Source organism: Paraburkholderia sp. J7 (assembly GCF_905220155.1).
Lineage (GTDB): Bacteria > Pseudomonadota > Gammaproteobacteria > Burkholderiales > Burkholderiaceae > Paraburkholderia.
On record NZ_CAJMYZ010000043.1, the window covers coordinates 1 to 18701 of the forward strand.

General features: G+C 61.3%; 17 protein-coding genes and 3 pseudogenes. 14 read left to right on the top strand and 6 right to left on the bottom strand.

Features of this window, described 5'->3' with window-relative positions:
- From U5A58_RS38700 to U5A58_RS38735, 8 genes and pseudogenes are all read left to right on the top strand, one after another.
- A partial coding sequence (locus U5A58_RS38700) for an alpha/beta hydrolase (protein WP_321916571.1) occupies positions 1-748 on the top strand: 748 nt, incomplete at its 5' end.
- Between the two features lie 35 nt (positions 749-783).
- Complete coding sequence (locus U5A58_RS38705) at positions 784-1188, top strand: nuclear transport factor 2 family protein (RefSeq protein ID WP_321916572.1); 405 nt, start codon at positions 784-786, stop codon at positions 1186-1188.
- 558 nt (positions 1189-1746) lie between these two features.
- A pseudogene (locus tag U5A58_RS38710) lies at positions 1747-2420 on the top strand (MgtC/SapB family protein).
- Positions 2421-2435: 15 nt separating this feature from the next.
- Positions 2436-2708 (top strand): hypothetical protein, encoded by a 273-nt coding sequence (locus tag U5A58_RS38715; protein WP_321916574.1) that lies wholly within the window; start codon positions 2436-2438, stop codon positions 2706-2708.
- A gap of 345 nt (positions 2709-3053) precedes the next feature.
- The gene (locus U5A58_RS38720; RefSeq protein WP_321965246.1) at positions 3054-3611 is read left to right on the top strand and encodes a phasin family protein; all 558 of its coding nucleotides are present in this window, start codon (positions 3054-3056) and stop codon (positions 3609-3611) included.
- A gap of 126 nt (positions 3612-3737) precedes the next feature.
- The gene (locus U5A58_RS38725; protein WP_415765665.1) at positions 3738-3908 is read left to right on the top strand and encodes a hypothetical protein; all 171 of its coding nucleotides are present in this window, start codon (positions 3738-3740) and stop codon (positions 3906-3908) included.
- Between the two features lie 112 nt (positions 3909-4020).
- Positions 4021-4179: a hypothetical protein gene (locus U5A58_RS38730; protein ID WP_321916578.1), complete on the top strand. Its 159-nt coding sequence runs from the start codon at positions 4021-4023 to the stop codon at positions 4177-4179.
- 120 nt (positions 4180-4299) lie between these two features.
- Positions 4300-4563 carry a hypothetical protein gene (locus U5A58_RS38735; RefSeq protein ID WP_321916580.1) on the top strand — a complete coding sequence of 88 codons (264 nt, stop codon included), beginning with the start codon at positions 4300-4302 and terminating at the stop codon, positions 4561-4563.
- A 670-nt stretch (positions 4564-5233) separates the two neighbouring features.
- On the opposite strand, the gene U5A58_RS38740 is transcribed toward U5A58_RS38735, so the two are convergent.
- A complete protein-coding gene (locus U5A58_RS38740) occupies positions 5234-5719 on the bottom strand; it encodes a hypothetical protein (RefSeq protein ID WP_321916583.1) in 486 nt (161 codons plus the stop codon).
- A gap of 195 nt (positions 5720-5914) precedes the next feature.
- Between U5A58_RS38740 and U5A58_RS38745 the strand changes: the two are divergent.
- Positions 5915-6578, top strand: a pseudogene (locus U5A58_RS38745) (response regulator).
- 216 nt (positions 6579-6794) lie between these two features.
- Here the strand turns inward: U5A58_RS38745 and U5A58_RS38750 are convergent.
- Positions 6795-7067 carry a hypothetical protein gene (locus U5A58_RS38750; protein WP_321965247.1) on the bottom strand — a complete coding sequence of 91 codons (273 nt, stop codon included), beginning with the start codon at positions 7065-7067 and terminating at the stop codon, positions 6795-6797.
- 218 nt (positions 7068-7285) lie between these two features.
- Between U5A58_RS38750 and phoU the strand changes: the two genes are divergently transcribed.
- The 4 genes from phoU (at position 7286) to U5A58_RS38770 (ending at position 11449) form a co-directional block, all read left to right on the top strand.
- Positions 7286-7993, top strand: coding sequence for a phosphate signaling complex protein PhoU (phoU, locus tag U5A58_RS38755; protein WP_321916586.1), 708 nt, complete (start codon positions 7286-7288; stop codon positions 7991-7993).
- A 295-nt stretch (positions 7994-8288) separates the two neighbouring features.
- Positions 8289-10382 carry a Na/Pi symporter gene (locus U5A58_RS38760; RefSeq protein ID WP_321965248.1) on the top strand — a complete coding sequence of 698 codons (2094 nt, stop codon included), beginning with the start codon at positions 8289-8291 and terminating at the stop codon, positions 10380-10382.
- 179 nt (positions 10383-10561) lie between these two features.
- Positions 10562-10795, top strand: coding sequence for a hypothetical protein (locus U5A58_RS38765; protein WP_321916589.1), 234 nt, complete (start codon positions 10562-10564; stop codon positions 10793-10795).
- Positions 10796-11056: 261 nt separating this feature from the next.
- Positions 11057-11449 carry an NUDIX hydrolase gene (locus U5A58_RS38770; RefSeq protein ID WP_321916591.1) on the top strand — a complete coding sequence of 131 codons (393 nt, stop codon included), beginning with the start codon at positions 11057-11059 and terminating at the stop codon, positions 11447-11449.
- Positions 11450-11650: 201 nt separating this feature from the next.
- Here the strand turns inward: U5A58_RS38770 and U5A58_RS38775 are convergent, their stop codons facing one another.
- The 3 genes and pseudogenes from U5A58_RS38775 to U5A58_RS38785 form a co-directional block, all read right to left on the bottom strand.
- Positions 11651-13318 carry a Na/Pi cotransporter family protein gene (locus U5A58_RS38775; protein ID WP_321916594.1) on the bottom strand — a complete coding sequence of 556 codons (1668 nt, stop codon included), beginning with the start codon at positions 13316-13318 and terminating at the stop codon, positions 11651-11653.
- Positions 13319-13445: 127 nt separating this feature from the next.
- Positions 13446-14455: pseudogene (locus U5A58_RS38780) on the bottom strand (inorganic phosphate transporter).
- 12 nt (positions 14456-14467) lie between these two features.
- Complete coding sequence (locus U5A58_RS38785; protein WP_321916595.1) at positions 14468-15094, bottom strand: DUF47 domain-containing protein; 627 nt, start codon at positions 15092-15094, stop codon at positions 14468-14470.
- Positions 15095-15974: 880 nt separating this feature from the next.
- Between U5A58_RS38785 and U5A58_RS38790 the strand changes: the two genes are divergently transcribed.
- Complete coding sequence (locus U5A58_RS38790) at positions 15975-17441, top strand: amidohydrolase family protein (RefSeq protein ID WP_321965249.1); 1467 nt, start codon at positions 15975-15977, stop codon at positions 17439-17441.
- A 269-nt stretch (positions 17442-17710) separates the two neighbouring features.
- Here the strand turns inward: U5A58_RS38790 and U5A58_RS38795 are convergent, their stop codons facing one another.
- Positions 17711-18325: an HAD family phosphatase gene (locus U5A58_RS38795; protein WP_321916599.1), complete on the bottom strand. Its 615-nt coding sequence runs from the start codon at positions 18323-18325 to the stop codon at positions 17711-17713.
- Positions 18326-18701: the final 376 nt, after the last annotated feature.

Consider the following 18701-nt stretch of genomic DNA (forward strand, 5'->3'; position numbering starts at 1 on the left):
CGTCAGGCCGCAGCATGCGCGCGGCGTGCTGCCCGTGTTCATGTTCTTACACGGCGGCGGCTGGATTCTCGGCGACTACCCGACGCATGAGCGTCTCGTGCGTGACCTCGTGGTGCAGTCGGGCGCGGCGGCCGTGTTCGTCGCATACACGTCTTCGCCCGAAGCACGCTATCCGGTCGCGATCAACCAGGCTTACGCCGCAACGAAGTGGGTCGCCGCGCATGGTGAGGAAATCGGCGTCGATGGCGCCCGGCTCGCGGTCGTGGGCAACAGCGTGGGCGGCAACATGGCCGCGGTCGTCAGCCAGATGGCGAAGGACCGACACGGCCCGGCGATCCGCTTCCAGGGCCTCATGTGGCCGGTGACGGACCACGCATTCGACAACGCCTCCTACGACGCTTTCGAAAACGGCTATTTCCTGAGCCGCGACATGATGAAGTGGTTCTGGAACGCGTACACGACCGACGCAGGCGAGCGCAACCAGCGCTACGCATCGCCGCTGCGCGCCACGCTCGACGAGTTGAAGGGCTTGCCGCCCGCGCTGATCCAGACGGCGCAGTTCGACGTGCTGCGCGACGAAGGCGAAGCCTACGGACATCGGCTCGACCAGGCGGGCAACGACGTGACGACGACGCAATACAAAGGCACGATTCACGACTTCGGCCTGCTCAACGTGCTCGCCGCCGACGCACCGACGCGCGCCGCCATGCAGCAGATGGCGATGGCATTGAAGACGCGTCTGCAATAACGCGCACCCATCAACACAGATATCGAAAGCCGATCATGAACAACGCCAGACAACTGCTTGCCGCTTACCTCGAATCGATTCGCGACCCGCGCGCGGCTGCCGCACTATTCGCCGACGATGGTGTGCTGGAACTGCCGTATCTGAAATCGCTCGGCATCGACGGCCGTGCGCAGGGCCCCGAAGCGATTGAAGGTTTTATCGCTTCATTGCTCGCGAAAGTGCCGGATTTCGCGTTCAAGAACGTGCGCATTCTGATCGAAACGCCGGAGCAGGTCTTCGCCGAATATGAAGTTGAAGCGCTCGTGCCGTCGACGGGAAAAATCTATCGGCAGATGTACGCGGGGCGGCTCGTGGCGCGCGAGGGCAAGATCGCGCTGTTGCGGGAGGCGCTGGATACGGTGGCCGCGGCAGAGGCGTTCGCGATGAAGAGCGCGCTTTGATGATTTGCGTGACGGCGTGACGGTCGTTGGGCAGAAACAGCTTCATGTAGACACAATTAATGTCGAAACGTTGACGCATTCAATACGCTTTACGCGAGACGGCCGGGCCGTTGCCGAGTGCTGGGTGTTCCAGGAGTGGGGCTGCCAGCCCGGCGCGATTGCGCGCCCGCGCGTGGTCGACCGGTCGCCGGCGGATCCAGCCCAGCGTGCTGCGCGCGGAGGCGTCCGTGACGCGTAGGGGATCGAGATATCGGCAGACCGCCGCGCGCGCCGACGCGCTCATACCAGCTGCGCAACGCAGCGAGTTCGGTGTCGCTGGGGAAGCGGGAGGAGGGGGGATCAGGCGGGTGCGGTTGCATGGCAGCGACTTCCGGGGGTGAGAGCCAGGGTAGTGCTTCCCAGCAATCGCCGGTCGACCGCGCCCCGGGCGCGACCGGGACACCGCGAGGCGTGCTCGGACATTGGACTGGTATCAACATTGATGTCACGAAAATGCCACAACCCAGCGCTCAACGTGCAAGACCCCTGTCTCGCAGACGTCTACCGGACCTGAAAAAGATCGGGAACTTCGAGCTTCTGTCGCGCCTGCTGATTACGGCACTTCTCGGCAACGTGATCGTGTTTGAGCGCGAAAGACTGACCTGGGTGGCGGGCCCGCGACGCACATGCTGGTCTGCGTCGGGGCCGCGCTCATGATGCTGGTTTCGGCGTTCGGATTTGCCGACGTGCCGGGCGAGAAGAACGTCGTGCTTGATCCGTCGCGGGTCGCCGCCCAGGTGGTTTCCGGTATTGGCTTTCATGGCGCAGGGTCGATACTGCTTCGTGGCGAAGTGGTGCGCGGGCTGACGACGGCGGCGAGCCTCTGGTCGGTCGCGGGCATCGGGCTGGCAGTCGGCGGCGGCATGTACACGGCTGCGATTGGCGCGACGGCCATCATCATGGTCATCCTGGTCGGTGTGAAGCCCCTGGAGCGGCGCTTTATTGCTGTGCGTCAGCAGCGCAATATCCAGTCGCTGGCCGAGCGCGGTAGCGTCTCGCTGGATAACGTGCATCAGGCCCTTGGCACGGGAAGCGTGCGCGTCAGGCAGTTCATCGTCCAGCAGTCGGAGGATGACGCCGATCTCGACGACGCGCAGATTGCACTGTCGCGGGTCACGGCAAACGAGTTTTCGACGATCTGCGCGCGGCTCGAAGCCATGTCGGGCGTCCGGGAGTGCCGGCGTGAGAAGTAAGGCGGGGAGACAGCCATGACGCGAAGCTACGATTACGAGGGCTTTACGCTCGAGATCGCCGTTGAGTCCGATATCCGCATTGGGCCGGCAAGGGCCGAACCAATCCGGCCGGGGTACGTCGCTGTTGTCAGGATATTTCAGGCAGCCAGTACCGTCGCGGTGTTTTCCCCCCTGCGCTTCGGTGAAGCGGGTGGCCGTCCCTTCGCAACGGAGGCCGACGCACTCATGGGCGGATACAGTGCGGCGCGCAAGATCATCGACGACCTGTTCTGCCAGGACCGGCATTGAGCGTGGCTCGGCAGGCGGGAGGACGTCCGCTTGGCGCCGGACCTCACCCTGTCCGGGACACGGCGTAACTTCAACGCACGCAAGACCAGATTCGACCCGGTCAGAGGCGCATCGACGAACGCGCGTTGCCCCGGCGTTGCGGCCTGCCACCATCGTTCTTGGATCCCACATATTGGGGAAATTCCTGGATCATGTGTAATATTGGCATTGATTTAACAAAGTTAGAATAAAGACTCTAGATCGGCGCGACACCGCCCGAAGGGGCTCTGTCGCGCGCGTCCATGCCGGTCACCAGCCGCAGTGGCAGCGGCCAGGCCTCGTCCGCAAGAACCTGAGAGACATTCCTTGAGCACTCCTGAGCAGATGCTGTTTGCCACGACACACGAATCCAGCGCGGTGAACCTGGCCATCCTGAACGGCCAGCTGTTTGCCAGCCTCCATGCGCTGGCGCGACTGAACATCGAGACATGCAGGCTAGTGTTGTCTGGCGCCGGCCTGCATTGGGAAAACGTGCTGCGGGCACAGACGCCTGAGCAGTTCGCCTGCCGTCAGGCCGCCACATGGCCCTGGCTTGCCACGCAGTTCGCCGGGTACACCCATGGCTGGATGGACATCGCTTCGGAAGCGACAGCGAACTTCGGCCGAGGTGCCAGCGACAGCCATGACGGGCACGTGCGCCACCTGAACACCACGCTCGACGGTATGGCGAGGTGCGCACGCGGAGTCGATGCGATGTTGCGAGCGATGAATCCGCTCCCCGTTGCAAAGGATGGTGTCCCGGCAAGCCAGCCGCGTGCAGATTCACGGGATATCGCACACGCCATTCCCGACGGTGCTTCAAAAACATCGACCGCGGCGACACAACGAAGTCGATCCCCCGGTCGACGACAGAAGTCCAGTTAGCCGACGCTCCTTAATGTCTGCCCCGGTCTGGTCGCACGCCGCGCGGTGCCTACCAGACCGGATTACCGTTCATTGAGTCCCCTTCGGGAGGGAAACGCCGTGTTGAGCCCCCACGAGCTGGCCACGTTGCTGCTGGTCAAGGATGCGCCTGAGCGGATCGAGGCGGATCGTGCCGAACTGTGCGCGCTTCGCGCGCTCCAGTTGATTGCGAACGATCCACCAGAACCGGGCTTTCCGGTGCCTCGCGTCACACCGCATGGCGACGCATTTCTGCGCGCGATCGCGCGGGTGCGCTGACCGACACTCAAGGACACATAGCCCATTATCCAGTCGGTCTATCTGCCAATATTCGTTAAGCGTGCCGCCCACGCGATCGGGTAGCGACCCTGACGAACCTGAGGAGGTTGACGTGGATCCATCCTGGCTGGCAATGCTTGTCGGCGCAATCGTTCTGGTGATCGCCTCATGCGGCGTCGTCGCGCACTATCGCCGTGAACGGCGTCGCGCCGACCTTCTGCGCAATCTGGATCACCATGAGTGGTGTCGCTGGACCCGGTCACGGCACTGAATGCCTTTGCCATGCATTTTCATTGAAGAAGTAACACTGCAGGCCGGTGATTTCACGCCAGACGCGGGAGGGGCGGCCAACGCGGCGGTGCACAAACACACAAAGAACGGGGAATCCATCGTGAGCTACGATTTCGTAGAAAAGGATCTGGCGCACATCCGCAATGTGCTCAATTATCTCGAGCACTCAGCCGGCTACCTGCACGCGTGTGAAACCGGGGCAGCGATTGACTTACGTTGGTGGCGGGCCAGGATACAGGCCGTTCTGGCCATGCCACTGCTACCCATTCACATCGAGAGACAGGCGAGGGACCTGCTTTCTCGCCTGGACCATCTGCCAGATCAGTCTGGACTGCGAACGGATGACGCCGGTGAGGGTTGTTGACACCTCGCCTGCAGGTATTTTCTCAACGTGGTGGGCCTTGGGCGCGTGCGGCGGCGTGGTGCATTGTGGCCTCGCTACGCACCAGACGGGAGGCATCTGCTCGCGTGTGGGGCATCCTCACAAGGGACAGCCCTGTGGATGACGCCGAGGCGCCGGAATTCATCTCGCCCGGCGCAATGGCGTATTTTTTGCCTCTAGACTGGCTGGTCGACGATGGCCACAGATGTAGTCCCTGCCTTGTGTAGGGGAAAGATTGCAGACGGGACAACGGCGTCTCGAAACGCAGACATATGGAGCGATTCCGTACGCGCGCTTCGAGGCGCTTTTTTTTTCATCCATGGATGACGCAACGACGCGGGCACGACGGATGGAGCATGTGGGAGACAGATGCGTACGAGATGGATGCAGTTCCTCGCAGCCGTAGTGGGTGGCGGTGAGGCGCCACCGCGCAATACGGTCGCGGACGTTCAAGACCGCGAGCTCGAACCAGAAGAGGACAGGTTGCGCGAGTCAGCTGACTGGCGACCAGCGGCACTCCGGACACGGGGCGCTCGCAGACGCGCCGCTTTTCGCAACGGGACGCGGCCGGCGCGCCAACCGGTCTACACGACGTGCGGAATAGCGCGTTGCTCCTGAAACTCGTGGCTGCGGGATGATCAGCGCAAGTGTGTCACGCGTGCGCACGGTCGCGGACGTCATCCGCGGCGGCAGGGCGCTGGCTTGCAGTGAGCAGCAAGCGCCTTTCGAGGTGTTCGCTGGCGCGGGCGACGATCTCGACGCGGGTCGTGGCGAGCTGGCGATCGTACTCGTTCACCACGGTCGTGAGTTCACTGATCAACGAATCAGGGAGGTTCCATTCTCCCGTCCTGTCTGCCTCGAAGAGTACCTCGCCGAGATTGTGCTCGACGCGGTCAATGTCGTGGAGATCGAGCCTGCCGAATCCGGCACGGGTGATGTAGCTGGTGATGAGGACGATCTGGCACATGTGATTGACCAGCGACCGGCTGGCCTCGCCGTTACGCAATCGCTCGAGCGCAATCCGCGTGCGCAGCGCCAGATTGGCCGCTTCACTTCGGGACATGGGAAGGAGCAGTGCTTTCGAAAGCGCCCTGGAAGACGGCTGGCGAAGCGATCGGGGCTTGCTGCTGCTGGGCATGTCCAGGTCTCCGGCGCAAGAGGTTTGAGCTCGCCACCTTCTGATGTTCTTCCCGAGGGGGACGTGAAGGCCGCTCGAACAAACGGCTGGCCTCAGTATTCGGGCGGATTGTCGGCAGCAGGAGCTTAAGGGACGCTTAAGTGTGCGTTAAGCGATGCCGTTCGAGAATGGCGACGTCTCTGTAGAGGTCACGCCATGCGCCTGTTGCTGCTAGAAGACGACGGTGTGCTCGCCGGGTCCGTGGTGGAGGCGATGCGGTGCGCGGGCTACGCGACTGACTGGGTGCGTGACCGATGCGAGGCGGAGTTGTCGCTTTGCGACGAAACGTACGACCTGCTTGTGCTGGACCTGGGGCTCCCCGGAGACGCAGGGCTCGAACTGCTGAACCAGTACCGGACGCGCGGTGGCCGCGTCCCCGTGATCATCCTGACGGCGCGGGATGCGGTGCAAAGCCGTATTCGCGCGCTCGACGTCGGTGTGGACGATTACCTGATCAAGCCGTTCGACCTTGAGGAACTTGCGGCGCGTGTGCGTGTTCTGATGCGTCATCGAACCAGTCTTGCAGCGCAAGTTTGTGCACACAATGGACTTCTGCTGAACCGGGTTTCCCCATGAGGCGAGCCTCCATGGCGTGGCGCTCGACCTGGTACCGCGCGAGTTCAGTCTGCTCAGGGCGCTCATCGAAGAACCGCACCGGGTCTTCACCCATCGTGAACTTTCAGGGAAGATGTACGGCCCGGACGACGCAATCGACAGCAATGCGCTCGAGGTGCATGTGCATCGCCTTCGGCAGAAGATCGGCGCAGAGCGGATCGTGACAGTGCGGGGTATTGGGTACCGCCTGCGGAAGCTCACATGACGCAACTGTAGCCGGTGCTGGCGCAGGCGCAGACGTCGCAACATCGACCGCCCGCACCTGCACGATCCGTATCGCGTTTTGTCGGCGCTTTCACACCGGAGCGCGGCCCCGCTATCGTTCCTGCCCCCGCAGCCCGGACAGCACAGCTGCGGCGTCGCCTCGCCGGTTCCGGACGGTGAGCCTGGTGCGGTACGGCCGCCGGGTCCTCGGCGCGGCTTACTTCGATTTCGGTGGCCTGCCGGTCTTGACCGGCTCGACCGCCTTGACGGCCGCAAGCAGGCGCTTCGTCGGCCCGGATGCCAGCAGAAGCAGCCCTGCGCGGACGAGTTCGCTCTTTTTCACGGCGATACCCGCGTCGAGGCATCGCTGTTTGAGCACCGAGAGCTGTTCGTAGTCCGCCCTGGGCATCGTGAAGATGTCGCGTACGACCTTTTCCCGTTTGACATGCTCCCTGCGGTGCCCGGCAACGCGTCCGGGAGACGCTTCCACGGGCGCTGCCTTCTGGCCCTGTGGCTTTGATCCCCCACGCCGGGCCTTTGCTGGTTGCCCGGCCTCCCCGGTTGCCGTTGCCTCAGCGGACCCTTCGCCCGGGGGCGTACCCTGCCGCTTGCCGCTTCTGTTCCTGGTTGCCTGTTGTTTCATGGTTTTTTCAGGTTTGACAAACCGTATAAACAGTTTATCGTCTTTCTGGTATGGGGAGTTTTTCAATGCCAGACAAGCACATTTCCAGCCAGTTCGATGCTGAACTTGAACACCTGTCGTCGAGATTCTTCGAGATGGGGGGACTGGTTGAGTCACAGTTGGCCGATGCGATGGAGGCGCTCAGACGCTTCGACATGAATCTGGTCGAGAAGGTGATTGATGAGGAGCACCGGCTCAATGCGATGGAAGTCGAGATCGACGCCGAGTGCAGCAACGTCATTGCGCGGCGCCAGCCCATCGCATCCGACCTGCGGCGGCTGATGGCCTTCTCCAAGGGCATCAGCAATCTCGAGCGCGCAGGCGATGAAGCACGCAAGATCGCAAAACGGACGAGGAAAATCGCGAATGACGCGACGGGCCGGAATCTGAATATCGCGGAAATCCGGTCATCCGGTCAGAGGGCGGCAATCATCTTCCACGACGCGCTCGCGGCATTCGCCCGTCTCGATACGGTTGAGGCAGCCAGGATCATGCGCGCGGATGAGGCGATCGATGAGGAGTACCGCGCGTTTGTGCGCAAGCTGCCGACGTACATGGCGGAGAATCCCCGCGTCATCTCTTCCGCACTCGACTATGTGTCCATTGCGTCGGCCATCGAACGGATCGGCGACCATGCAAAGAACCTGGCAGAGCTCGTTATTTATGTTGTCAAGGGCAAGGATGTCCGTCACGTTTCGCGCGCCCAGCTTGAGCGGGAAGCCCTGACTCATTGAGGCCATCCCAGGCGCGCCATTGTGGCGGAGCGCTTCTGCACGTCACGCATGCGACAGTCGAGACCTGGTGCCGTGGCTGTGCAGTGGCGCCCTGCTGATCTCCGGAACCGGACCCCAACGCTTCCTGCGCGTTGACAGGCTGGCTGTGCGCTTGCGCACCAATGCCACCCGAAATTTTCTGAACAATGGTGAGTGTTCCTCCGTGCCGCCTGCGGCGCAGATGTACACGGAGGGCCGCGACACTCCGGAGCGTGCGGGAAAACCGGCAATGTGACGGTACAAGTGGAGCATGGGTATGCCGACGACATTCACGCTGATCGATCTCGCGGGTTCCATCGCGCTGCTTGTGCTTGGCACGCAGATGGTCCAGACGGGCATGCAGCGGGCGTTCGGTGTGGCGCTTCAGTCGCTTCTCGCGCGCTCGCTACACGACCGGGGGCACGCATTCATTGCCGGTATGGGGTCCGCCGCGGTATTGCAAAACGGTGCGGTAACCGGCTCGATGACCGCCGGTCTTGCTGCAGAGGGGCGCGTCGACCTTGTTCCAGCGCTGGCCGTCATGCTGGGGGCGAACGTCGGTGCGACGCTGATTGTGCAGGTGCTGTCCTTCGATGTGGCGGCGGTCTCGCCAGCACTCGTACTGGTCGGAGTGCTGATGTTCCGCAAGGCGTCGAACACGCGGGCACACGATCTGGGGCGCGCGTTCATCGGACTGGGCCTGATGCTGATTGCGTTGCACGAACTGCTCGATCTGATGACCGAGTACGAAGACGCGCCCAGCCTGCGTGTGCTGCTGGGCGCCGCGTCGACTGTCCCGCTGGTGGATGTGCTGCTCGCCGCGAGCCTGAGCTGGGCTGCGGATTCGACCGTTGCTGCCGTCTTGCTGGTCGCGTCCCTGTGCGCCAAAAACGTCGTGCCGCCAGATACCGCTTTCGCGCTGGTGCTGGGTGCAAACCTGGGCGCCGCGATCAAGCCGGTGCTCGAATCGGCTGTTCCTGACGATCCTGCATCAAGGCGGCTCCCGGTGGGTAACCTGCTCATCCTGCTGATCGGGGCCGCTCTCGTGCTTGCCGCGCTCGGGCCGATCGGACGGTTCATGGTCTCCGTGCAACCCGACAATGGACGTGTGGTCGCGGACTTCCATACGCTGTTCAATGCAGTTCTGGCCGTGCTGTTCCTGCCACTGCTGTCCCCGTATGGCAACCTCCTCGGCCGGTTGATGCCGGCATTCATCAAGGTCACTGACCCGGCAGGATCGGCTCATCGCGATCAGACGGGTATGCCGGTCACGACGGAGGCACATGACCGTCCAATGCGCCCGGCATTGCGCATCGGCGCCGATCCAGGAGAACTGCTGGTTGGGCTCCCTCAGCGTTTGCGAGAGCGCGATCACGTTCCCGGCAGAGATGCGTGTCGCACGGACGTACTGGATCGTGGCGACTCCGGCGGACGGGACCGGCTGCCGTCACGCGACGCGTTCCAGGATGCAGAGGACGGACGGCGAGACAATGCCCACGCAGGACCTGAAATGCGCGACACGTCCACACCGCGCGTCAGGGGTGGCCTTCCTGAAAATGGGCGCCGTACGGTGGACGTTACAACGGACCGCAGTGTGTGTATGAGGTACGAGCCCGCCCGATCGGTCTGGCTGACACTGCAGGACCTCCGGATCGTCCGGCAGGCGGAACCGACAGGAGACGAGGGGCAGTCGGTCCTGGCGACATACATACAGGGGACTGCGCATCTGGACGACGCAGATCTGTGTGTGGTCGGCGAACCGCAGACCAGGCAACACGCCGTCAGTGTCACGTTCGCAGTCCGTGAGCTCAACCAAGGGGATCATCAGGGCCTTCGCGAATGGCAGGATGAACTGGGCATCGCGTTTTCCGACGTCCCGCTCGGCACGGCCAGACTTGGCTACAACGCAGCGGATCCTGAGATACAGGAGCCCGGCCAGTGGTGGGCATCGTTCCACGTGCCGGCAAGCAGCATGCGGGGCCTTATCGAGGGTATCGACGCCGCGCGACTCACGGACGTCAAACTCGCGCTGTCCATGAGGCATCTCTATTCGAACGCACCGGAAGCCGCAGTTACGCATGGTGACCCCTGCGTGTTTCTCAGGCCAGACAGCGTCAATGCAACCGGGTTGCCCGAAGTCGCGACAGGATACGTCACGCATATGGCATTCGAGCAGGCCAGGCTCAGGCTTTGCGAGTCGGATGGAATCCGGCCACGTGACGATGATGCGCTACCCGGCGGCAGTGGCGCTCAGGAAGCCGAAGCAGTTCGCCTGCTTGGTGAGAAAGTGGGAAGTCTGGTTGTTCTGGTGAAATGGCTTGCCGCACTCATTGCTGTGTTGATTGCTGTTTTTGCATTCGCGAGGCATTGACTGCGGGTGCCCGCCGCAGCAGTTTGCCGGTCATGCTGCGGTTTCGAATCAGGCTTATGACCGGGAGTTCATTGCGACCTGAAGCCGGAACGGGAGCCACCCATCCTGAAAGCGGGGCACCGGTTGTGAGTTTCACGGACTGCTCGCAGTGAACAGCGACGGTGTCGGGAGGTACGCAAATGAAAATGTCTCACAGATTGCGGTCTGATCCGGCCGGGCCAGTTTGGGGGCTGATTATGGGGATGCTCCTGATGGCGATCGGGATTGGCATCTGGGTCTTTGTGAAGGCATCGCAACCCGGCGATTTCTTCGATGAATCGCTTGCGATGGCAGCAATGGTTGTCGGCGCCTTTCTGGCTGTTTATGCCGGAAGGGAGATCAGACACGGACATCGATGGTTCCACAAGTGGTAGCCGCGGCAGCACCCGTGGAGGCTTATCCGGACCAAAGCCGGAAGAAGCCCTGTCGAAGGATGGCGGGCAGCGCGCGGATCTCGCGGGCCGAGCGGATTTCCTCTTTTCACAGCCAGACTACGCCTGAAGCGCTGGTACATTGTCGTGGTGTGGCAGGAGCACCCGTTGCCGGTATGCCCCAGCCTGTGGCTGGGGCCCGACTCCCTGAGCGACGTTTCGATTTGTCAGAAAAATATAGCACGTGCACTGAAACCTGAAAGCATGAAAGAGCGAGCAACTGTTGTGTGCTGGCAGCGCGAGAGAATTCTCCTCGTGGAGCGCGGGCGAACCAGGTGGTCGCTACCTGGCGGTACGATCCGGCGCGACGAGTCGCCGGTCGATGCTGCCCGACGCGAGCTCAGCGAAGAAACCGCGCTTGGAGGGCACGAGCTGGGGTACCTGTTCCAGTTCGGCGGCCTGAACAAACGCCATCACGTGTTCTTCTGCGTTCTGCCCGATGATGCAAGACCGCGTCCGTGCAATGAAATCGTGCGCTGTCGCTGGTTCAGTCCTCGCAAGGTAGGGACACTCGTGGCCAGTGTGCCAACGCGGGCAATCGTCGCGTTGCTTTTCGGTTCAGAAGTGGCTGCCTCGGGTTTCGTCTCCCCGACATGATGCTCGCGGGAGCATGTCGCTGGCATGGCAAGCGCGCTGCCAGGCGACTCCAGCTTGCCTGGAGTTCGGGGGCTCGCTGCCCGGATGCATGCGGCGCGAACACCCCAAACTGCTGGTAAATTCCATGCGGCGCCCGGCATGGACAGGTGTGACCGAACGGATGACGTCACGCCGGCTAATCTGCCGCTTTTGTGCCCATCGTCATTCCTTCGTGTGCAGACTGTCCAGCGAACGTTTGCGCAGCCGGGTTTCGTGAAGCGCTCCCGCAGCGTCGAGTACGGGATAGGCTGTCGAACAGAAGAGCGAATTCAGCCTCTTCATGTTGCTGATCAGATCCAGGTGCAGGGCGCTGGTTTCCACACTGCGAAGCGCCTGTCCCGCAAGCCGGTCCAGATGCTTGTGAGAATACACTCGCTCCAGATCGCGAAAACGCTCCTTTTCGGCCAGAAGCTGCTCCGCACAACGCAGGTCGTTGTTGAGGAAAACAGACAGGCCGAGCCGCAGATTGCTCACAAGTCGCGCGTGCAGATCATCGAGTTCCCCCAACCCTTCCTCAGAAAAGGCGAGTCGCTGGGATATCTTCTTCTCTTCGATGTCGCCCACGATGCGCTCGATGATGTCGCCGGCGTGTTCGAGATTGATTGTGAGGGAAATGATGTCGGTCCAGCGACGGCTCTCGGCCTCGTCCAGCTGTTCACGCGAGATCAGCGTCAGGTAATTTTTCACTTCGGCGTACAGGTGGTCAACGTCATCGTCCATTCGCATGGTTTCGCGAGCGAGGGCGAGATCATTGCGCCTGAGCAGTTCAGAAACGTTCTCCAGCATCACACTGACGATGTCGCCAATCCGGAGTACCTCACGCGAGGCGTTCGCCAGGGCAAGGCCGGGCGTGACAAGCCCAGCGGGATCGAGATGCAGTGGGCGCAGTTCAGCTGTCGTCGATGGACGGTCAGGCAACAGTCTCCGGCTGATGGCGGCAACCCTGTCGACCATGGTGAGGCAGGCGCAGCATCGCACGGTGTTGTAGATGAGGTGGAAGCCGACTACCGCTTCACGTGGATTCGCGATGATTACCGGCAATGCGCGTGCAAGTAGCGATGCGAACGGCAGGATAATCAGCGCACCGAGCAGTTTGAATGCGAAGCTTCCCGCGGAGAGGCGACGGGCCGCTGCGTTTTGAGGCCATGCACTGATCAGCGCGAGCAGTCCGCTGCCAAGATTTGCGCCGACAACAAGACACAATGCGACCTTCAGCGAAATGACGCCGGAAGAGGCGAGCGTCGCGGTCAACAGAACAGCGGCGAGGCTCGAATACGAGAGCATTGCAAAGGCCGCGCCGACTAGCGCATCGAGCACGGTGTCGCCGGTCAGGGCACTGAACATCACCCTGACTCCTGCACCCTGCATCATGGGTTGCGCGGCTTCCACAATCAGATGAAGGGCCAGCAGGATCAAGCCGAGTCCGATAAGCGCTCGGCCCGTCTGACCTGCGCGCGTTTGCTTGCGGGTGAGAAAAAGGGGCACCCCAACGAGAATCAGCAGCGGCGAGAGCCAGGACAGATCGAGTGTCAGCACCCGCGCCATGAGTGCGGTGCCAACATCCGCGCCCAGCATGATGGTCAGTCCGCTCGCCAGCGATACCATGCCTTGTGCGGCAAACGACGTGATGATAACGGCGGTGGCATTACTGCTCTGTACGAGACTGGTGACGCCCAGTCCGGCGAGGAAGGCCTTCAGCCGGCTACCCGTGCTACGACCCAGTATCGCGCGAAGGTCCGCGCCGAACACGCGCAGGATGCCGGTACGGACGATGTGTGTACCCCATACGAGGAGTGACACACCGGAGAGCAGATTCAGAAGGATCAACACGATAGTCGACGGCTACAGCATGGTTAGTGCGCCCTGTTGTGGGGGCAACCCCATAACAGCGCTTGATGCGGCAATAGTGCCACATGGTTTGACGATATTCGACTGGACCGGAAACCAGGCTCGCGCGTTAAAGCAGCCGGGTTGCGATCCACCATCCCGTTGCGGCCAGCACGGCTGAAGCGGGGATCGTGAGAACCCAGGCCCAGACGATATTGCCCGCAACACCCCAACGCACGGCGGACAGCTTGCGCGTTGCACCGACTCCTACAATCGCCCCCGTGATGGTGTGCGTGGTCGATACAGGAATGCCGAACCCCGAGGCGAGAAATAGCGTGAGTGCCCCTCCCAGCTCTGCACAAAAACCACCGACCGGCTTGAGCTTCGTGATCTTTTGACCCATCGTCCGTACGATGCGCCAACCGCCGAAAAGGGTCCCAAGGCCCATCGACGCGTAACATGCCGCGGCCACCCACAGTGGCGGCGCATCGGCGCTCTGCGAGGCATATCCCGTTGCAATCAATAGCATCCAGATAATGCCAATGGTCTTCTGCGAATCGTTACCGCCGTGTCCGAGGCTGTAAAGACCCGCCGAGAGCAGTTGCAGTTTCCGGAACCGGCGATCCACCTTGCCTTGTGGCACACGGAAATAGATCCAGGCGATGCACAGCATGAAACACGAGCCGAGCACGAAGCCCAGCACCGCGAAATGACGATGAAGGCCACGGTCTTCATGATGCCGTTGACGTTCAGCGCGCTCCAGCCGGATTTGGCGAGTGCCGCGCCGACCAGTCCACCGATCAGCGCATGAGATGAGCTGGAGGGAATGCCGTAGTACCAGGTAATGAAGTTCCAGCCAATCGCGCCGACAAGTGCACCGAACACCACGTAGTGGTCGACTATTGCCGGGTCGATCGTGCCCTTACCGATCGTGGCGGCGACTCCAAGGTGGAAGACAAAATACGCAATGACATTGAACAACGCTGCGAATGCAACCGCCTGATGAGGCTTTAGAACACCGGTGGACACCACGGTCGCGATGGAGTTCGCTGCATCGTGGAACCCGTTCATGAAATCGAAGACGAGGGCTATCGCGACGAGCAGGATCACCGTCCAGATGACGAGTTGAATCGTGTGCATGTTCGGACCTGCTCAGGCGTTTTCGAGCACGATGCCCTGGATTATCTTGGCCGCGGCCTCGCACTTGTCGGTGATCGTCTCGAGCAATTCATAGACGCTTTTCAGCTTGATCAGTGTCTTGACATCCTCCTCCTCCCGGAAGAGCCGCGAGATCGCGATGCGCAGCAACCTGTCAACGTCTGATTCAAGCTCGTCGATCTCCTTGCAGCATCGCAGGATCTGTTGCGCCTGCTTCATGTCAGAAAGCATGCTGACCGCCTGCTGAACCTGAATTGCCGTTCGTGTGCTCAGGCGCGCAAACTCGATCGCGTCATCGGGCAGCGCCTGCACGTCGTAGAGCGTGATGGTGTTCGCGACGTCCTCAATGACGTCGATGATGTCGTCCAGCGTGTTGATAAGCTGCTGGATTTCATCGCGATCAAGTGGCGTGATGAATGTCTTGTGCAACAGGTCGTTGCACTCACTCGTGAGCTTGTCGGCGGACTTTTCGATGATTTTTATGTTGCGCCGGTGACGCTCCGCGTCCTCAAGATTCTCGATCAGCTTTTCGAGAGCCTGGCTGCCATCCACGATATAACGGGCGTGAGCATTGAAGAGCTCAAAGAAATTACCGTCTCTGGGCATGAACCGGCCGAACATAGGGTGTCCCCTCGGGTTTGACGGTGCGCCGCTCGCTCCGTCACACAAATGACACATATTACCGTTGTTCGAGCTGTGCCTGGCTGAGCCAAAATTCGGTGACTTTCGCTCCACGAGGCAGGGGGCGGCAAGTATCTGATCAGCATGAACGGCCCGGACTGCGTTACGCCTGCTCAATGGGAGGCGGGTGGGCCGAAGCGATGGCATGAAGGATCGCTTCACGCGATGACATCGGACGGTCAAAGTACAATTGGCGAACGGCAGAAACAGGATGAGCCCTGCCCGACGCAATTCCGCTGCGCAACAGCTTTCTCCGGGCCGGCCAATCAACGATGGCGTTCCTTGTTCTACGTTGTGCGCCCGGCATCGCGGATCGTGAGGCCGAAAGTTGTGTCGAGCGATTGAGGCTCACGCGCTTTCGTCGTGCCCGCTTGCCCGAGAATTCGATGCCGGACTGAAAATGCCCGTTAGCGATATAGCTGCGCTTCGCGGGCACGTCGAGACGAATGACCGCTCACTAGCGAGGTGGCAGGCGCTAGTCGACCCCTTGGCCGCCACCCGGTCCATAAGGTTGGCGAGGACCGTTCTCACTACTTCATCGGCCACTCACCCAAGGGAGCGTGTGCTACTTGCTGGCGAAATCCGTCATTGCACGCAGGACCGCCATTGTGGGACTCGTTTCGCTTCCCAGATGCGTCTCCGCCCGACAGGCCACTACCTCTTACGCAAGCGATGGTTCGTCGCTTTGAACGCACGAGCGTTAGTTGTTTGCCATACTTCCGTGAGAATGTCGTTACTGTCCGCTGGTTGTTCCCGTTACCTGTTCAAAGGCCGCAAGCAGCGGTTCCGTGCATGGTGTTCAACTCAAATGGGGGCGGATATGGCTTCCGGAAAAAACAGCGGCGTCAACCGAACAAGCCCAACGTATTCCTGCTTCTGTAACAAGGCGCTTGCCCAGTATGCGAATCGCCGCATCGGCGCCGACCTCGCGCGACGCGGATTCCTGATCGGCATGGGGGCGACCATGCTAAGTGCCGTGCTCCCAGAACTCGTTCGGGCGCAGGGTGCGAGTCCCGCCGCCGCTGCGCCGCAGCCCGTCACGTTTACAAATTTCCGACTGTTCGACGGCAAGTCCGCCGGTCTGCGCGATGGGATGTATCTCGTCGTCGAAGGAAGTCGCATCTCACAGCTTGGGCAAGGCCAGCCACCCGCTGCCGGCACGAACCGCACAATCGATTGCGGCGGCAAGGTGATGATGCCGGGGATGATCGAGATGCACTGGCACGCCATGCTCGCCTCGCTCCCGATCCAGACGATCTTGCAGGCCGACCTGGGCCTGGTGTATCTGGCTGCGAGTGCGGAAGCCCAGCGTACGTTGCTGCGTGGTTTCACGACGATACGCGATGTGGGCGGCCCGGCATTCGCGCTGAAACAGGCTATCGACGCAGGGATGATTCCTGGCCCGCGTATTTATCCGTCCGGTGCGATGATCACGACGACAGGTGGTCATGGCGATTTTCGCCCGCTCACGGACATCCCGCGTACGACGGGCGAAGTCAGTGCGCAGGAAAGGACCGGCGCGAATGCGATCGCCGATTCGGCGGACGAGGTGCGGTTACGCGTGCGCGAGCAGTTCCTGCAGGGCGCAACGCAGATCAAGATCGTGGGAGCCGGCGGCGTATCCACGCCGCGCAGCCCACTCGACATGCTGACCTTCACCGAGCAGCAACTGCGAGCAGCCGTCGAAACCGCGGGCGATTGGGGGACCTATGTGGCCGTTCATGCGTACACGTCAGAAGCCGTGAAGCGAGCGGTGGCAGCAGGCGCGCAATGTATCGAACATGGTCATCTGATGGACGATCATGCAGCCGAGATCATGGCGAAGAACGGGACATGGTTAAGTACCCAGCCATTCGTGAACGAAGACGACGTCGGGCCGCTAGCGGGACCGATCCTCGACAAGTTCCGGGAAGTCATCGTGGGGACCAACAACATGTACAAACTCGCACGCAAGCACGGACTCAAGGTGGCGTTCGGGACCGACTTGATCTTCTCGCCGGCGGTGGCGGCACGCCAGGGTTTGATGATTGGCAATATGACGCGCTGGTACAACGGCTCCGAAATTTTGCGGATGGTGACGGGGGGCAACGGGGAGTTGCTAGAGCTCTCAGGAAAGCGTAACCCCTATCCCGCCAGGCTGGGTGTGCTGGAGCAGGGTGCATGGGCCGATTTGCTGGTCGTCGGTGGCAACCCGCTCGACAATGTGGGACTTCTCGCCGATCCCGACAAGAACCTGAAGCTGATCATGAAGGATGGGCGCATCTATAAGGATGCCATGCAGACCTAGACCTGCCTCTACACGTTGTTGAAGAGGTGACGGCGAATCATGTCGGCGGCTGGCCGGAGCGGCGCGGCGTGAAGTCCGATACACGCCGAGATTAAACAGGCGCTACTGGCAGCGGACGAACTGCAAAAAGTCCGCTGTCTGACTTGAGCTGACGTTTGAATGTCAATCAAAGCCTCCTGGTGAGCGGCCGCAGTTGGCCGAAATGGCAAGTTTGGAGCCCGTTCAGACGTGTCAACCTCCTGCGCGGCCCCGATTTTTGAATCCAGTGGTCAGCGATTCAACAGCCCGCATTGGCGGAGTTCTTCGGCAAGCACCTTGTGCCCGGTAAAGACATGTCCGGTCAGGCCTGCCTTACGGGCGCCCGCCACATTCGCTTCAAGATCGTCAATAAATAGCGATTCCGAAGGAGCCGCACCCAGCGAGTCGATGCACTTCAGGAAGGTTTGGGTCGATGGCTTCGCGGCACTGAAGGATGCCGACGCGAACACGTTGCTGCCAAAGAGTTCCGCGATAGGTAGGCACAGGTAGGCGATGTTGTCTGTCACGAGTCGTGGGTTATTGGTCAGAACGGCGATCCTGCACGTCCTGGATACCGTCTCAGCCAGCGCGAGTACCTCGAAGTTCGGTGACATCGACTCGCGACGGGCCAGCAGCCAGTCGTCACGCGACACCCTGCACCCGAGCAGCTTGCCGGTTTCGCGCAGATATGAATCATCATCAATCAATCCAGCGTCGGCTTTCGCTTCCAGTCCGGAACCCCATATCGTTTGCGTGACTTCATCGAATGGGCGACCCGACAGCGACGCGAGGCATCTGACACGGGCGGATCGGTCATAGTGCGCGAGGACATCGTCCATGTCGAACAGGACAAGCGAGATTGGCATTCTGAAATCGGGACGGTTTGGAGGGCGGTATATCGTTGCGGGCCACCAGCGACTAAAAACCTGGAGCCGTGGACGATTGTCGACGATCCAGTCATCATTGTCGAATGACCGCTTGGGGGGCGACTTTCACGCCGTGGCTTTAAGCTCCAATGTCGCGAGACGCAAGAGTCGATGTCGCATGCTTAAGGCTACCCAGAGCGGAGCATCCACCTACCTACCGTCTGATGCCGCTCGAAGCGCGGCTCGCTCAATTGCAGCCGTATCAAAGCACTGGCGAAATGTGGGCAGTTGATCCGTTCCGGCTGGCATCGGAAGTTGACCACACACCTGGGTAGTCCCTTCATAACCGCACGCAGAGTTCAAGGCCTGAATGTCC

Coding starts and splice junctions, on each gene's coding strand:
- U5A58_RS38705 (WP_321916572.1), top strand. CDS start 784: ATGAACAACGCCAGACAACTGCTTGCCGCTTACCTCGAATCGATTCGC.
- U5A58_RS38715 (WP_321916574.1), top strand. CDS start 2,436: ATGACGCGAAGCTACGATTACGAGGGCTTTACGCTCGAGATCGCCGTT.
- U5A58_RS38740 (WP_321916583.1), bottom strand. CDS start 5,719: ATGCCCAGCAGCAGCAAGCCCCGATCGCTTCGCCAGCCGTCTTCCAGG.
- phoU (WP_321916586.1), top strand. CDS start 7,286: ATGCCAGACAAGCACATTTCCAGCCAGTTCGATGCTGAACTTGAACAC.
- U5A58_RS38760 (WP_321965248.1), top strand. CDS start 8,289: ATGCCGACGACATTCACGCTGATCGATCTCGCGGGTTCCATCGCGCTG.
- U5A58_RS38765 (WP_321916589.1), top strand. CDS start 10,562: ATGAAAATGTCTCACAGATTGCGGTCTGATCCGGCCGGGCCAGTTTGG.
- U5A58_RS38770 (WP_321916591.1), top strand. CDS start 11,057: ATGAAAGAGCGAGCAACTGTTGTGTGCTGGCAGCGCGAGAGAATTCTC.
- U5A58_RS38785 (WP_321916595.1), bottom strand. CDS start 15,094: ATGTTCGGCCGGTTCATGCCCAGAGACGGTAATTTCTTTGAGCTCTTC.
- U5A58_RS38790 (WP_321965249.1), top strand. CDS start 15,975: ATGGCTTCCGGAAAAAACAGCGGCGTCAACCGAACAAGCCCAACGTAT.
- U5A58_RS38795 (WP_321916599.1), bottom strand. CDS start 18,325: ATGCCAATCTCGCTTGTCCTGTTCGACATGGACGATGTCCTCGCGCAC.